14 protein-coding genes are annotated in these 14661 nt (G+C 40.4%); 1 reads left to right on the top strand and 13 read right to left on the bottom strand.

Annotation, left to right across the window (positions count from 1 at the left end):
- Nucleotides 1-59 precede the first annotated feature (59 nt).
- Entirely contained in the window at nucleotides 60-953 is an 894-nt protein-coding gene (locus BK026_RS12045) for a LysR family transcriptional regulator (RefSeq protein WP_071816061.1), read from the top strand.
- 6 nt (nucleotides 954-959) lie between these two features.
- Here the strand turns inward: BK026_RS12045 and BK026_RS12050 are convergent, their stop codons facing one another.
- From BK026_RS12050 to BK026_RS12110, 13 genes are all read right to left on the bottom strand, one after another.
- Nucleotides 960-1640, bottom strand: coding sequence for a YkgJ family cysteine cluster protein (locus BK026_RS12050; protein ID WP_071816062.1), 681 nt, complete (start codon nucleotides 1638-1640; stop codon nucleotides 960-962).
- Between the two features lie 304 nt (nucleotides 1641-1944).
- On the bottom strand, nucleotides 1945-3153 hold the full coding sequence (locus BK026_RS12055; protein WP_071816063.1) for a DUF563 domain-containing protein: 1209 nt from the start codon (nucleotides 3151-3153) through the stop codon (nucleotides 1945-1947).
- A 104-nt stretch (nucleotides 3154-3257) separates the two neighbouring features.
- A complete protein-coding gene (locus tag BK026_RS12060; RefSeq protein ID WP_071816064.1) occupies nucleotides 3258-4445 on the bottom strand; it encodes a nucleotide sugar dehydrogenase in 1188 nt (395 codons plus the stop codon).
- A gap of 131 nt (nucleotides 4446-4576) precedes the next feature.
- Nucleotides 4577-6316 carry a glycosyltransferase gene (locus BK026_RS12065; RefSeq protein ID WP_071816065.1) on the bottom strand — a complete coding sequence of 580 codons (1740 nt, stop codon included), beginning with the start codon at nucleotides 6314-6316 and terminating at the stop codon, nucleotides 4577-4579.
- 76 nt (nucleotides 6317-6392) lie between these two features.
- Nucleotides 6393-7475 carry a dTDP-glucose 4,6-dehydratase gene (rfbB, locus tag BK026_RS12070; protein WP_071816066.1) on the bottom strand — a complete coding sequence of 361 codons (1083 nt, stop codon included), beginning with the start codon at nucleotides 7473-7475 and terminating at the stop codon, nucleotides 6393-6395.
- Between the two features lie 38 nt (nucleotides 7476-7513).
- Complete coding sequence (gene rfbD, locus BK026_RS12075; protein WP_071816067.1) at nucleotides 7514-8383, bottom strand: dTDP-4-dehydrorhamnose reductase; 870 nt, start codon at nucleotides 8381-8383, stop codon at nucleotides 7514-7516.
- A 21-nt stretch (nucleotides 8384-8404) separates the two neighbouring features.
- Complete coding sequence (gene rfbC, locus BK026_RS12080; RefSeq protein WP_071816068.1) at nucleotides 8405-8950, bottom strand: dTDP-4-dehydrorhamnose 3,5-epimerase; 546 nt, start codon at nucleotides 8948-8950, stop codon at nucleotides 8405-8407.
- A 26-nt stretch (nucleotides 8951-8976) separates the two neighbouring features.
- Nucleotides 8977-9855, bottom strand: coding sequence for a glucose-1-phosphate thymidylyltransferase RfbA (rfbA, locus tag BK026_RS12085; protein WP_071816069.1), 879 nt, complete (start codon nucleotides 9853-9855; stop codon nucleotides 8977-8979).
- A gap of 63 nt (nucleotides 9856-9918) precedes the next feature.
- Nucleotides 9919-10653, bottom strand: coding sequence for a hypothetical protein (locus BK026_RS12090; RefSeq protein WP_071816070.1), 735 nt, complete (start codon nucleotides 10651-10653; stop codon nucleotides 9919-9921).
- Nucleotides 10654-12231 (bottom strand): hypothetical protein, encoded by a 1578-nt coding sequence (locus BK026_RS12095; protein WP_071816071.1) that lies wholly within the window; start codon nucleotides 12229-12231, stop codon nucleotides 10654-10656.
- Entirely contained in the window at nucleotides 12228-12623 is a 396-nt protein-coding gene (locus BK026_RS12100; protein ID WP_071816072.1) for an HAD hydrolase family protein, read from the bottom strand. The genes BK026_RS12095 and BK026_RS12100 overlap by 4 nt, the downstream gene beginning before the upstream one ends.
- A 3-nt stretch (nucleotides 12624-12626) precedes the next feature.
- Entirely contained in the window at nucleotides 12627-13775 is a 1149-nt protein-coding gene (locus tag BK026_RS12105; protein WP_071816073.1) for a hypothetical protein, read from the bottom strand.
- A complete protein-coding gene (locus tag BK026_RS12110) occupies nucleotides 13776-14660 on the bottom strand; it encodes a WcbI family polysaccharide biosynthesis putative acetyltransferase (RefSeq protein ID WP_071816074.1) in 885 nt (294 codons plus the stop codon).
- Nucleotide 14661: the final 1 nt, after the last annotated feature.

Consider the following 14661-nt stretch of genomic DNA (forward strand, 5'->3'; position numbering starts at 1 on the left):
TGCGTTAAGCGCACCAAATTCGGTTGTATGTTTAACGGTGACTTTTACATAAACGCCAAATGCATCATTTAAACTATCATCATTTATATTATTTTTACTTAGTTGCACGCGAAGGTAGCATTGCCAAAGCCGCACAACTTCTTCACGTTACTCCTCAAACAGTAAGCGGGCAACTGAGTACATTTGAAAATCAGCTTGGCTACCTGTTGTTCGACAGAATAAACAAGCGCCTTTACCTGAATACAAAAGGAAAAATGTGCTATCAGTATGCCAGTGAAATATTTCACAAGGGTAACCAACTCGCTGAAATTCTGAATAATAGAGACGAAGTTAGTACGAAAGAATTTGTAATTGGTATTACAAATGGTATCCCAAAAGTGCTGTTTTATGATTTTGTACACGAAACAATGCGACGTTTTGACAATGTAAAATACGTAATTAGAGAGGACAGCTTTGACGGCCTGTTAAAAGAATTAGCAATCAATGCGATAGACTTTATAGTGGCTGATAGAGGTGTTGCTCCTGGTACACAAATTAATGCTAATAGCTATTTTCTAGGCGAAAGCTCTTTAAGCTTTTTCGCGAAACATCCTCTCTCGGAGCACCAACACTTTCCTGAATGTTTGAATGCAATGCCTTTACTTATGCAAGGCAGCGCCTCTGGTATTCGACATTCACTAACAAGTTGGCTTGAAACAGAACAACTTTACCCAAAAACAGTCGCCGAATTTGACGATACTGCACTGCTCAAACTTTTTGGAAGCGAAAATTTTGGTGTATTTTGTGCGCCATCTGCCATCTCCAATCATGTTGAGGAACAATACGGCGTTCACTGCATAGGTAACGCTAGTACATTGAAGGAACGATACTATGCAATTACAGGGAAAAGCCGAGCTGACTACACAATCTGTGAAGCAATTGTGGGAGCAGCTCGGCAGATTTTAGACCCGTAAACGACATTAAGCTGCCGCGTTATCTCCTTCGCTACATGCGTAAAAATCACTGAGTAATATTTTTTCTAGTGCGTACTTCAACGCTTGGTTTATTGGCATTAACTTTTCACCAAGCTCATAGTCTAGCTGCGCAATTCTCTGCCGGCCTTCGTCTATCATTGGTGGCTTACACGCACTTTTTTCATTTTCACTGTTGGCTGCTAAATAGCGGTTGTTATTTTCCACTGTCATTGTAGTGTGTGATAGTGCCTGAGTGGCAATTAGTGCTGCGGCGTATTTTTCTGGAACTGACGTTTTTATGGGCTTGCACACCGACAATGTAGCGCTGCCCGATTTCGTTTTAAAACCTGCTGCGCCGAACATTCTACAAATGCCAGGTCGGTACTCATACATTCCACAGTAACCCTGATCACCACTTAGGCTTGTTTGCCTATATTGAAGGCAAACGGCAGCGGTTTCTGAATTGTTCAGATCATCATATATTTTTAATGCTTGCCCTGTTTCTAGTAAATGAAGTGCATAGGGTAATAACTCTAGTGGTGACACTTCTATGTCTGGGTTATTACAACATGCACCACACTTTTCGATACAAGTTAACCCTTGTTTAGACTGAAAAGTATTAAACTCTTTGGATAGTATTTGGTAAACGTCCATCACTTTATTGGAAAGTTCACGCAGCCTGATCATACTGACTCCGCTAAAAAGCAAACTAACTACAAAATTTGCTCATGCTAACGTTTGGGGTTTTAAAGCATGAGCACCCTTTTTCGTGATTTATTAGTGAAATAAAACACTCATTAAAAACTTGCTATTTATTTTCGGTTTTTAATGACTAAAGCATGCTTCTTCCCTGCCTAGGTAAGAGATAAGCGTGGTGCTTAACGGCAGAGGTTGAATTGTTGCGTAGTGTATTTTGTTTTAAAAAAATGAAAAGCGTTTTCGCACGTTTGGGGGCGAAATGAAACATTTCTGTCCCCCTATTAGGCAGGTATTATAGAAGCTTAGACAATATTGCTTTTACCTGCTTTACGTTCACGGAAAAGTTGAGGTTGGCATTCCAACTTTGCTTTTCATCGTGGATGGCCTTTCCTACGTACATTTTGTACTGCAAGTCAAAAAGCTCAGATAGCGCAGCATAACTCGTTACGCCTTGATCAAACTCATGGTGTAATAACTCGATAACTTTTGTATTTTCTCGACAAAACAAAATATTAGTTAATCCGGCACCGTGCGCCCCCATAACAACGTCTGCATCATGAAATAGCTGCGCTTGCTCTATAAGGCTATAATCCTCGTTGGCTACAATAGTAAAGCCAAACGAGCGTAACATTTCCACTAACGCGTCTTCGTTCACAATACGCCTCATGCTTGCCTTACTGCGCGAAATATAAATGCGTTTTGCGGTAGTAACCGTTTGAGTCATTGGCTTCAAAAACTTGGCGCTGAAGTCTTTATAAAATGTTCTTACGTAGGGCGAGATAGTCACATTCGACTGAGAAAGGCGCGAAGAAAATATGACTTCTGAAAAAGCAGTTACTCTTCTTATATTTATTAAGTTTTCTTGGCGAATGCCAAACAATTCAAGTGACGACATAACGAACGCGGGAAGTTTATGGTCGACCACTATTTTTAACGATGACGGCTGCGCTAATAAATTTTTAAATACGCCTAGTTTTGGCAAACACTCTACCATCCAGTGGTAGTAGTTCCGCTGCAGCGCCGATGATAACTTTATGACTCGCTTACTAGAAAACTGTAGCTCTGTGGGTAACGTTTTTAATTCTTTTTTACCCAAAGCAATGGATGCCCATTCATTTTTGTCTTCAACATCATTAATCATCTTGTTTTTGAAAACTTTTGGCCCTAACACCGTTTCTTTTGGAATGATGCCGTCAAAGTTTGAAGCAAACATGCTAATTGGAAAAATAATTCCGCCTGTCATTCTGTATATCTTTAAGGTGTTGTCGTACTTTTTAGCAACACCGTCAGATTCTGTATATTTTTTACGGGTTAGAAATTTTGTTGTTTGCTCAGCCCAGTGTTGTTTAACGGCGCTATATGCATCAACACCATCGTCGATAAAAGCATCAACATGTTCAAAAAAGGTAATGTCATGTGTAGGGGTAATTTCTTCTATTAACCTTAGTCGCACCACATCCTGTTCCTCTGCAACGCGCAGATTGAAACTAAAGTCGTTCACAGTGTTTCCTTGTATATTTTTTAGCTGGAGGTTTTGGGGTCAACAGACCCCGGTAACTGAAATGGAAATTTTTGAGCTTAAGATGTTGCTTAAATCAACACTTTTTAGTCGGCGTTGAATAAATCACGGCTGTACACTTTTTCAAGAACATCTTCTACATCTTGCGTTACGCGGTTAGCCACAATAACATCGGAAATTGCTTTGAATTCTTCTAAGTCATTCACCACACGTGAATTGAAAAAATCAGGCTCTGTAAGTACGGGTTCATATACAACAACCTCAATGCCCTTGGCCTTTATGCGTTTCATAATGCCTTGAATAGCGCTTGCTCTAAAGTTATCCGAGCCCGATTTCATTATAAGACGGTAAATACCTACAACCTTGGGATTGCGACTTACTATCGAATCAGCAATAAAATCTTTGCGGGTGCGGTTGGCATCTACAATTGCTTGTATCATGTTATTTGGCACTTCGCTGTAATTAGCAAGCAGCTGTTTTGTGTCTTTAGGTAAGCAATATCCACCATAGCCGAAGCTTGGGTTGTTGTAATGGTTACCAATGCGGGGATCTAAACCCACGCCTTCAATAATTTGCTTGGTATCTAAACCGTTTCTCTCGGCATAACTATCTAATTCATTGAAGTAAGCAACGCGCATTGCCAGATAGGTGTTAGCAAATAATTTTATCGCTTCCGCTTCTGTACTATCTGTAAATAGCACATCTATATTTTGTTTAATTGCGCCCTGTTGTAGCAAAGCGGCAAAAATCTCTGCACGTTCACTTTGCTCACCAATAACTATTCGGCTTGGGTACAAATTGTCATACAGTGCCTTACCTTCGCGCAAAAACTCTGGAGAAAATATAATATTGTTAGAACCAAAGCGCGCCTTAGCATCTTTTGTAAATCCTACGGGTACCGTAGATTTTATAATCATAACGGCGTTGGGATTTACGCTCATAACTGACTTAATAACGGCTTCAACGCTGCCAGTGTTAAAGTAATTGGTTTGAGGGTCGTAATCGGTGGGCGTTGCAATAACTACGTAATCAGCATCTGCGTATGCTTCTTGTGCGCTTAACGTTGCTGTTAAGTTCAGGTTTTTTGTAGTTAGATATTCTGATATTTCTTTGTCTTCAATTGGCGACTTTTTAGTATTTAACAGCGCTACTTTTTCTTCAACCAAGTCTACTGCTTTCACTTCATTGTGTTGTGCTAACAAAACTGCATTCGACAAGCCAACATAGCCTGTTCCAGCTACTGCTATTTTGTAGTTTCGCAACAAACCTTCCATTTTATTCTCTCCGCAAATTTAAAATCGCACTGCTTTACGCGCAGCCGTTTCACGCTTTACCCAAAAACCACTTGTTATACATATCTTATACCTTACTACCACGTTTAAACGCACACTAGTATCGATATTAGCTAAAATTCACTTTGTTCTTTTATGGCGAAGTTTTCACGCCTGAGCGTCAAGTTTTCGCTATAACATGGGTCACGTTCAATAATATGTTTCCATGTGGTTTGCAAATACTGCAGTTCTCTGTGAAAACGTGCAGCCTTTTCTGGTGTTAAATCACTGCCTCTGCTTACTGACTCATGATGAAACAGTTCAGCTTCTGCACAGTACACGTTTCTAACACCGAGCGCGGCTACTTTTAAACACAAATCCACATCGTTAAATGCTACGGCCAAGTCTACCTCATTTAGGCCTTTAACTGCTTCAAAATGTGAACGTTTTACTAACAAACATGCAGCAGTTACTGCGCTGTAGTTGCTGCTTGCAGCTAGCCTATGCAAATAGCCAGAATGCTCTCTTGGAAAGTACTTATGGGCATGCCCGGCTCCTCCACCATACCCAACCACCACGCCAGCGTGCTGCACTCTTTCATCTGAATAAAGTAGCTTTGCACCAACGCAGCCAATGTCTTCACGCACAGCGTGCCCTACCATATACCGCAACCATGAAGGTTCTATTACTTCAATATCGTTGTTAACTAAGCCTACTATTTCTCCCTGCGCTTTTCTAACGCCAAAGTTGTTAATAGCAGAATAGTTAAATGGCCCAGGGTATCGAAGAACACGTACATTACGCTGTTCTTTGAGCGACTCAAAATACTGAAGGCTTTCGGGTTCGTCTGAGCCATTATCGATAAGTAAAATTTCATACCGAGAATACAGCGTTTTTTGTTGAATACTTTCAATGCATGCCTTTACCAACTGCCAAGCGTTCTTGGTAGGAATGATAAGCGACACTAAAGGCTCTTCAGAAAGCGGCCATTGTACTTGATTCACATTGCGCTTTTTGTTTACTTTTACCGCAGCGCCAGTAGCACTAGAAACGAGGTTTGCTATTGATGCTAAGTGCCGGTTGGTATTGAAGTATGCGAACAGATCTTCATGCAGAAGGGTTCTAGATATATGCCCTGGCGTAGCGACATGTTTATTAAGCCACATATGGGTAACAAGCTGCGCAATAGTACTTATATGGGTGCGTTTTAAACTGCTACACAACCGGTCAATAAGTGTATTTTTAATGGCTACACCAGTTTTTACGTACCCTGTAGAAAACTGAAGTTCAGGATTCCAGTCTGGAAAAAACGACGGCTCTACTCGCTTTCCTGAACCGTCTTTGTAATCGGTATCGCAATAAGCCATGTCATATTGCTCAAGCGCCTTTTCAATTTCAACACCGATATAGGGGCTAACTTCATCTCCGCCGTTTATAAGCAATAGAGAGGATGTTTTCAAAACCGTTTCTATCGCACTGTCTAAAGAATTATAAAATAGCGTAGACGAGTATTTCGTCATTAAAGGTACTCTAGAGGGCAGTTCTATTACCTTCACACAATGAATATTGGGGACATTATTTAGGCTATTCAGCGTTTTTTCTAAGTTTCGGGCGCCAAACACAATGGCCGTTATAGACTGTTGATATACAACGCTAGGGTACAGCTGCTTTAGCAAAGATGTTTGGTGTACCAAGTATTTGCGGTACATCATGAGGTGCTTTTTTTTGCTTGGCCGACCATAAAATAAGCCTGACCGATGCAAAGAATGACTATAAAACTCAACAAGTGTAGTGTTCTGTTTTAATCTGCTTTTAAGCTGTTTAGGCATAAGCCCAATCAACTGCTTTACCGCAAGCATTACGTACTTGTTCATATAGCCAAATAATTCCTTTATAAAACAAAAAGCCGCTGTGCAGCGGCTTTGTAATAATACAACGTATGCAGTGTAGTTAGCTACCCTTACCTAAGCGCTCACCTTGATAGCTGCCATCTAACACAGCTTTCCACCACGCTTCGTTGGTTAAATACCATTGCACTGTTTTACGGATCCCGCTTTCAAATGTTTCTTGGGGGGTCCAACCAAGCTCACGCTGAATTTTTCCTGCGTCAATGGCATATCGCATGTCGTGACCCGGACGGTCTTGCACGTAGGTTATTTGGTCAGCATATTTCGTTTCTTTTGGCTTCACGTCATCCAAAATAGCACAAATAGTTTGAACAACTTCTATGTTTTGCTTTTCGTTATGACCACCAATGTTGTACGTTTCGCCTATTTTCCCCTCAAGCGCAACAAGAACCAGCGCACGGGCGTGATCTTCTACATACAGCCAATCGCGTATTTGATTGCCCTTGCCGTATACCGGTAGTGGCTTACCTGCCAGCGCGTTTAAAATAACGAGCGGGATCAGCTTTTCAGGGAAATGGTATGGCCCATAGTTGTTTGAACAGTTAGTGACAAGCGTTGGCAGCTTATAAGTACGCAGCCATGCACGTACTAGCTGATCGGAACTTGCTTTACTTGCTGAATAAGGCGAGCTTGGCGCATACGGCGTAGTTTCTGTGAACAGGGGTAGCGTTGTGCCATCTTCAACGTCGTCGGGGTGTGGTAAATCACCATAAACCTCGTCAGTAGAGATATGATGAAACTTAAAGCCCGCTTTTTTATCATTATCAAGCGCTGACCAATACGCTCTTGCTTGTTCAAGTAAGGTGTAAGTACCCACTACGTTTGTTTGTATGAACTCACCAGGGCCATCAATAGAACGGTCTACGTGAGACTCCGCTGCTAAGTGCATAATAATATCGGGCTGATGCGTATTAAGCACACGTTTGATTTCTTCACCATCGCAAATATCAACGTGTTCAAAGCTATATCGCTCGTTGCTAGAAACCGACGTTAACGACTCTAAATTGCCCGCATAAGTAAGCTTATCGACGTTTACCACGGTATGGTGCGTGTCGTTTATCAAGTGACGAACCACTGCAGAGCCAATAAAACCCGCTCCACCAGTAACTAAAATTGTTTTGCTCATTTTCTTTTTACCAAAAAATTTAATTCTGTTTTTGCCACTTACGCTTTAAGCTCTTCAAGCATACTGTCTAACTGCTTACGCCAGTGTGTTGGTTGGCAAGACGCAAAAGCCTTACGCGCTGTTTGCTTGTCTAGCACGCTATAATGAGGCCGCTTCGCTGGCGTTGGGTATTGGCTAGATGGAATAGGTAGTACGGGTATTACTTTATCTAGTAACTCTTTCTCAACGCCTAGCTCTTGAATTGCTAACGCAAAATCGTACCAACTTGCTACACCTTCATCTGTCCAGTGATAAACGCCGACGGTTTTATTAACCGCAGCGCATAAGCATACTTCAGCTAACCCCTTCGCCCATGTAGGTGTTCCAACCTGGTCGTCTATAACAGTAAGCTGAGGTTTATCGGCCATTAAGCGAAGCATGGTTTTTACGAAGTTATTACCGTGTGATGAATACACCCAAGCAGTGCGAATAAGGCAGCTGGCTTCGGGTAATATTTCAAGTAGCGCTTTCTCGCCTTCAGCTTTAGACCTGCCGTAGGCACCTTGCGGCTCTATAGGGTCGTCAGTTAGGTAAGGAGAACCTTTATGACCGTTAAATACATAGTCGGTAGACACATGTACCAAAAATGCACCGTTAGCTTTGCAAAATGCTGCTAGGTTTTTAACCGCCAGCGCATTAACAGCATTGCACGCTTCGGTGTCTTCCTCAGCCTTATCGACAGCGGTATACGCCGATGCATTTATTACTACCTCTAAAGATAAGGGCGATAGCTTTTCTTCAACACTAGCAGTGCTAGTAATATCTATATCCTCACGCCCAAAATACGTAACATTATGCTTGGTGGTTTTAAGCTCTCGAGAAAGCTCAAACGCTAGCTGGCCAGATTTGCCTATTATTGCAATATTCATTAATCGCGAAACCCAGTAACATTAAAATGTAGGCGCGCTAGTAAAAGCTACGCCTGCTTCATCTTTTCCAGAAAGCGACGGCGCTTCACCGTTAACAAGCGGCCAAGTGATCCCTAATGTTGGATCGTCATACTTTACTGAAATTTCGGATTCAGGGTGGTAATAGTCTGTGCACTTGTACACAAATTCTGCTGACTCGCTGGTTACGTAAAAACCATGGGCAAAACCTGCTGGCACCCACAGTTGACGTTTATTCTCGGCAGATAAAGTTACCCCTACCCACTTACCAAAAGTGTCTGAGTTTTTACGCATATCAACGGCAACATCGTAAACTTCACCGCTAACAACCCGCACAAGCTTGCCTTGGGTTTGCTCCATTTGATAGTGAAGGCCACGAAGAATACCTCGGCTAGATTTAGAGTGGTTGTCTTGCACAAACTCTACATTTGCACACTGCTGTTTAAACCAGTCATCGCGGAAGGTTTCAAGAAAAAAGCCGCGCTCGTCACCAAACACTTTTGGCTCGATAATTTTTACGTCGGGAATGTTAGTGCTAATAACTTGCATAGAAAGTTGGTATCCGTTTTTACTACTTATTTAACGCGGTCGTGAATCACTTTAAGAAGATAGTCGCCATAGCCACTTTTCTTAAGCGGTGCAGCGAGCTTTTCGAGTTGAGCGGCATCAATATAGCCCATTCTATAAGCTACTTCTTCTGGGCAGCACACCTTTAACCCTTGACGCTTCTCAATGGCAGCAACAAAGTTAGCGGCATCAAGCAACGAGTCGAGCGTGCCCGTATCTAACCATGCTGAGCCCCGCCCCATCAGTTCTACTTTTAGGCTGCCATCCTGCAAGTACAAATTGTTTAAATCGGTAATTTCTAGCTCGCCACGAGCAGAAGGTTTTACCTCTTTAGCAAAGTCCACCACTCGGTTGTCGTAAAAATACAAACCTGTAACTGCATAATTTGATTTTGGCTTAGCCGGTTTTTCTTCAATTGAAAGTGCATTCCAATCGTCATCAAAGTCGACAACACCGTAACGCTCGGGGTCGTTTACGTGATAGCCAAAAACGGTAGCACCAGTTTCTTGCTTATACGCATTTTGAAGCGACAACTTAAGGTCGTGACCGTAATAAATGTTATCGCCCAACACCAACGAACAGCTGTTGTTGCCAATAAAGTTCTCGCCAATTAAAAAGGCTTGGGCGAGTCCGTCTGGTGACGGCTGAACTGCATATTGAATATTCATTCCCAACGATTCACCGTCGCCAATGAGCTCAATAAAGCGCTGCTGCTCTTCTGGAGTGGTTATGATAAGTACATCCCGAATACCTGACATCATCAGCGTAGTAAGCGGGTAGTAGATCATGGGTTTATCGTACACTGGCATAAGCTGTTTGCTGACCACTTTCGTTAGTGGATGCAAGCGAGTGCCAGAGCCGCCAGCTAGAATTATTCCTTTTCTCATTTTACTCTCTTAGTTAAAAAATTTGATAAAAAGCTGCTTAAAAATACATTCTTGTCAATTTAATTAGCTTTCTTGTAAAAAGTCGTAATACTCCGCCGGTACACCACAAAAAATAACATCGTCTCGGTTAATCACGGTGTATCTAATATTTTTATTTTTCTCAATTAGGATGTTATACATCGGTGCTATATATAATTCCCCAGCAACAGCATACATACTTTCACTAGCCGAGAACTCTAAAAAGGTGTCAATAAAAAGCTGTGCGCTTCCAAAGAAATATAAGCCTGTACAACAATACTCTGAAAGCTCTTGTTTTTCCGCGGTTTTTTTTACGGCTAGGGATGTATCGTCAACTGGAACTACATTACTCCAGTTTTTACCACTACCAATAAACGTCTCTAAATAACCTTCTACCGACTTGAAATTAAATTCTTCAGGATATTTAAAATTAGGCCTGAACGTATCTATGTTAAATATGAAAAGATGCTCATCTCTCTTTTCTTCTAACTTAACAAGTCCCTGATACACAGTATCGGCTTGCCCTTTCGTAGGTTTTTCTAGAATAACCACCCGAACATTAGCTATACCTAATCTTTCGCACTCTGTTTTTATAAACTTTTCAGTATCAAAATCAGCCAACGCTATAAAAACAAAAAGCTCAGATTCAAAGTAACGTTTAAAACTTGATACACTGTGTGCAAACAATGACTCTCCTTTTGCAAGCAATTGGAACTTGGGAACATCGAACCCTGCATCAAAAAATCGCTTGGAGAGACCTGCCATTGGTATGACTATCATTTAACATTCCTTTAATTTTTCATAGAGACGAATAGCGTTTGCAACAAAAGCAGTTTGTCGGTCTAGCCGGTCGGCATGCAATGGCAACATCGAAAGAAACAGTAGTATAGTAATAGCTATTATTTCACGCTCTTCATACCCTGATTTCACGATAATCTTTTTTCTAAAAGATTCTTCTATCTTTGCTTGTTCTTCCCTATTAGTTGAAAACTCAATCCCAACTTTTCCAGCTTTTTCAGACAAACTGTATTGACCAGCAATGATATGGTCATATTTACCAATAACCGAGTGATATAGCTTTGCTATGTCATATCTTCGATCGCCGAAACAGCTTATTTCTCCAGTAGGTAGCGTACCTCTGGGGTCGATGCACTTGATAATCTGCACCTTGGAATCGTAAAGTATATTACTGAAACAAAAGTCGCCATGAGTAATCGCTACATCTGTTTTTCTGCAAGGTCGTATATAAGACGAAACTGTTCGTGCAATAGTCGTTAAGTCTGCTGCGTCTTTATCCACTGACTCAAATAGTCGCTTAGATGTAGTTTGAGACTGCAGTTCTGAGATTCGCTCCAGTGTTTTTTCTAAATATAAACTGTCTAAGCCCTTCACATTGAAGTCGGAAGGGGCTTTGTATTTATCAAACGCTTCGCGAGTTTCCCAAACAGCGTCAAATATACAATCCCATTGCAATTTAGGTAGACATCCAAAAACAAACAAATCACTCAATGGTAAAAGATACAAATACTCTAATTTGTAGTTATCCACGTTTTTTTCAAGTAAATGTGGCGTGTAAATTTTCAAGCCAAGAGGAAGGTTGGCAAACCAGGTACCTTCAGCTTCTATTTTTCTAGAATTTAATGGTGATGATTTATTTACGAATCGTTGGGTTATCTCTAACTCGTTAAAATTTCTTTGAGTTGTGATCCGCGTTCTTGAATGGTAAAAACTATTTACGTGGCCAAAATCCAACCAAATACCCTTGGTAAATAAATCAAACCCGATACATTCGTTATAGCGCTTTAAGGCTGTCGTAAAGCAACCAGAATGTTCGACCAATGCTCGCATTAAATGAAGAGGTTTTGAAAAATAAAAAAAGCCTGATAAGACATCTTCATTATTGCTTGCCAGAGAATCTACGATGTCTCGCTCTAAGTGCGAGGATTTCAATAATCTAGCTCTATTGTAGAAACCCAGATTTTCATTTACGCTAATTGCATCCGTCGCGGGGAACTGGTCACTCTGAATAAGAGTGTCACCATGCAATATAATCAAGTTGTTATCGTAATGTGCCGCTGCATTCCATGAGTATAAAACGGCGTTACCTAATGACAATCCTTTAGGGGAGTAAATTATCTCGACCCCCAGCGCGTTTAGCAAATCGCGGTCATGGTCCTGTACAACGAAGTCAGCTGGTAATGACATAAAAATCTTATCGTCAGGGTAAGCAGTTTTGAGCTCGACTACTTGCAACTCGTATAACCGCTTGTTGCCTATAGGTAAGAACGAAGGAGGTATATATCCAATATCAGCTATTAATTCCTCTTGAATGTACTCCCCTGATGTTATGAGTATCATTTATTCCCACCATCTTTGTAAGGATTTTCCTTTTCTATCAAGGCTTGAATTTCACTGTAAGACAAATTACAAAACTCAGATGGTCTAACTGCCTTATCGTCAACATAAAAGCCTTCAAAACCACACCATGGTTTTCCTACGTGCACCTCGTCGTAAGGAATACCATTTTTGTCCAACCACTCTATCAAAATCGGTATTGTGTTAGCATTTATCTTTCCAACATTCCCATCGAAAGTTCGCATGTTTCTGCTTGTAAACAAAATAATTTCAAACCCTTTTTCTTTATACTCAATACATTTTCGGACTAACTCTTCATTTACTGGTTTGCTTGAATAGTCAGCATCGCTGTCGATAGTAAGAGTACCGTCAATGTCTAGGATGAGTTTCTTCATGGTTTACCCCGGTAGCATCTGTGATAATTTCGCCAAGCGTTGTTCCGCAGCGAAATTTGCGCTTTTAGAAATATTATTTTTACTTTGAAGTAGCTCACTAAGAATTTCATATTCGTTCAACACGTCGTGTTCCATATGACTTTTCAATAACTTAAGTCTGAATTTCGATTTAGCAATTGCTTCAGAAATATTATCTAATTCGATTCTATCGTCAGAAATCTGATTAAAATAAAGTGATTGATCAATACACGATTCCAACGCCTCATGATATTCACCTTCTGCTACCAGTCTTATAATTTCAGGGAAAAAGCTTTCTTTCAAAACTTTACCACCAATAAAGTGTGGATACGGACGATGAAAGATATTTCTCCAGCTAACGTCGAAGTAACTTAAATGTTCATATACCAATGATTCGGGGTTTAATAAATTTGGCGAGAGCAAGTGAATCTCGTTCGTTAAATATTGCTCTAGATACTGCCAGACAGAACAATAACGCCCGAAGTTCCTACTATCACCAACCGCAAACTGGTCAGAACTGAAACGGCCCCTACTGTAAGCTGGATGAAATAGTATCGAAAGAGGCGCAGTTAATATATCTTCCGGTTCGAATGCGCTTAACATTATCTTTTGGTCCGGACGGATCCTTATGTACCGATCATAATTAATTGCGAACTTTTTAGTTAACTCTAAGCAACTATGAATTTTATAAAACATCGGAAGCATGCCACGTGGCAAGTTCAGCGAATCTACCAATTTGAATAATTGTTGATTGCTCTCTTCAAACTGTTTATAAGGTTCAATCTTAGCGTCACAAAAATACTTAATATCTTTGAGTTTTTTTTGCGTAACAGGTGTATTGTCTGAAACTTCGTCCACTAATCGATTAACAAAAGGGAGAAGAGCGGATATGTTGCTATCTTGAGTTTTTGCCCTGTCATTCCTGTTTAGTGCAATAGGCATAAATTGAGTAAATTCATCAGGAAGCAGGCGAGTAAAGTCTGATGTGCTCCCTTGTTCTTCCCAAGTATCAATATATATATCGAACTTTGCTTGGGGGTGTTTTAACTCTAGCGAATCTACAAAATTATTAATATTCTCAACACACCTGTCAATGTTCCTAAATTGACCGGAAACGCATAAACAAATTTTCATTTAATAGCCTAATCTTTTAATGTTTTCACTCACCCATTGTTTAGAAGACATCGCTTCCTCTAGTAAACTCTTATCCGTTTTTTGATAATCGAAATAAAATCTTTCGGTAATTTCTTCAGCAGATAGTGAACGACCATTTGCATTGAACTTTATTGGGTTTTCAAATTTCAACTGTAGATTTTGATGAGTCGATGGATACAACGGACATTTTATATGATCCAAGTAATCTGTGCCTAACGAGGGAAGACTAAAATCAGAAAACTCTGGTAGAACGTTTTTAACACAGTCGAAGAACATCGAGAAAAATTGCCGCGTTGGATGGTTAAATTGATTAAAGAGCCGCTTCTCTTTGAAGTGATTTTCTATTATTTTACTGCCATTGAGCAGTGAATACTCAACCTCCCGCCTTTTTAGTTCGCTTAATGAACTATCAAAAAAACGCTCAGACATCTCTTTAGTATAAAACTCGTTACTTTGCGTCAGCTCAATAATTTCATAAACTGACATGCCTGCCAGGTAACCTGCGACTATATTGTAATCATGAACTAAATGAAGTGCAGACCTTACACCGCGAAGCATTCCGAGATGAGGAAAAAAACCGTCAAAGTAGAAATTGGGAAACGTGATTATTTTGGATTTCTCTTGCACTTTTTGTAGTAACAAGCTTGAAGAAAACCGCTTTATAAAATATGAATCAGAAATATACTGCGCGAACACTATATCTGCTTCAGAAACTGCAGCCTCAACTCTTTCAATATCCTTTCCTCGAAGTGTTTGAATCGGAGCAACTTTTATTAAAAAAAACTCATCTGCAATGCCAATTTCTTCGAAATATTTGTATAAGGCCTCTCCCTGGCAATTAGCAAATATTGTGATTTTCTTCATA

The organism is Alteromonas sp. V450, from assembly GCF_001885075.1.
GTDB lineage: Bacteria > Pseudomonadota > Gammaproteobacteria > Enterobacterales > Alteromonadaceae > Alteromonas.

What these genes read in the sequence shown, in the direction of transcription:
- BK026_RS12045 (WP_071816061.1), top strand. Translation starts at nt 60, where the DNA reads ATGCATCATTTAAACTATCATCATTTATATTATTTTTACTTAGTTGCA.
- BK026_RS12050 (WP_071816062.1), bottom strand. Translation starts at nt 1,640, where the DNA reads ATGATCAGGCTGCGTGAACTTTCCAATAAAGTGATGGACGTTTACCAA.
- BK026_RS12060 (WP_071816064.1), bottom strand. Translation starts at nt 4,445, where the DNA reads ATGGAAGGTTTGTTGCGAAACTACAAAATAGCAGTAGCTGGAACAGGC.
- BK026_RS12065 (WP_071816065.1), bottom strand. Translation starts at nt 6,316, where the DNA reads ATGAACAAGTACGTAATGCTTGCGGTAAAGCAGTTGATTGGGCTTATG.
- rfbB (WP_071816066.1), bottom strand. Translation starts at nt 7,475, where the DNA reads ATGAGCAAAACAATTTTAGTTACTGGTGGAGCGGGTTTTATTGGCTCT.
- rfbD (WP_071816067.1), bottom strand. Translation starts at nt 8,383, where the DNA reads ATGAATATTGCAATAATAGGCAAATCTGGCCAGCTAGCGTTTGAGCTT.
- rfbC (WP_071816068.1), bottom strand. Translation starts at nt 8,950, where the DNA reads ATGCAAGTTATTAGCACTAACATTCCCGACGTAAAAATTATCGAGCCA.
- rfbA (WP_071816069.1), bottom strand. Translation starts at nt 9,855, where the DNA reads ATGAGAAAAGGAATAATTCTAGCTGGCGGCTCTGGCACTCGCTTGCAT.
- BK026_RS12090 (WP_071816070.1), bottom strand. Translation starts at nt 10,653, where the DNA reads ATGATAGTCATACCAATGGCAGGTCTCTCCAAGCGATTTTTTGATGCA.
- BK026_RS12095 (WP_071816071.1), bottom strand. Translation starts at nt 12,231, where the DNA reads ATGATACTCATAACATCAGGGGAGTACATTCAAGAGGAATTAATAGCT.
- BK026_RS12100 (WP_071816072.1), bottom strand. Translation starts at nt 12,623, where the DNA reads ATGAAGAAACTCATCCTAGACATTGACGGTACTCTTACTATCGACAGC.
- BK026_RS12105 (WP_071816073.1), bottom strand. Translation starts at nt 13,775, where the DNA reads ATGAAAATTTGTTTATGCGTTTCCGGTCAATTTAGGAACATTGACAGG.
- BK026_RS12110 (WP_071816074.1), bottom strand. Translation starts at nt 14,660, where the DNA reads ATGAAGAAAATCACAATATTTGCTAATTGCCAGGGAGAGGCCTTATAC.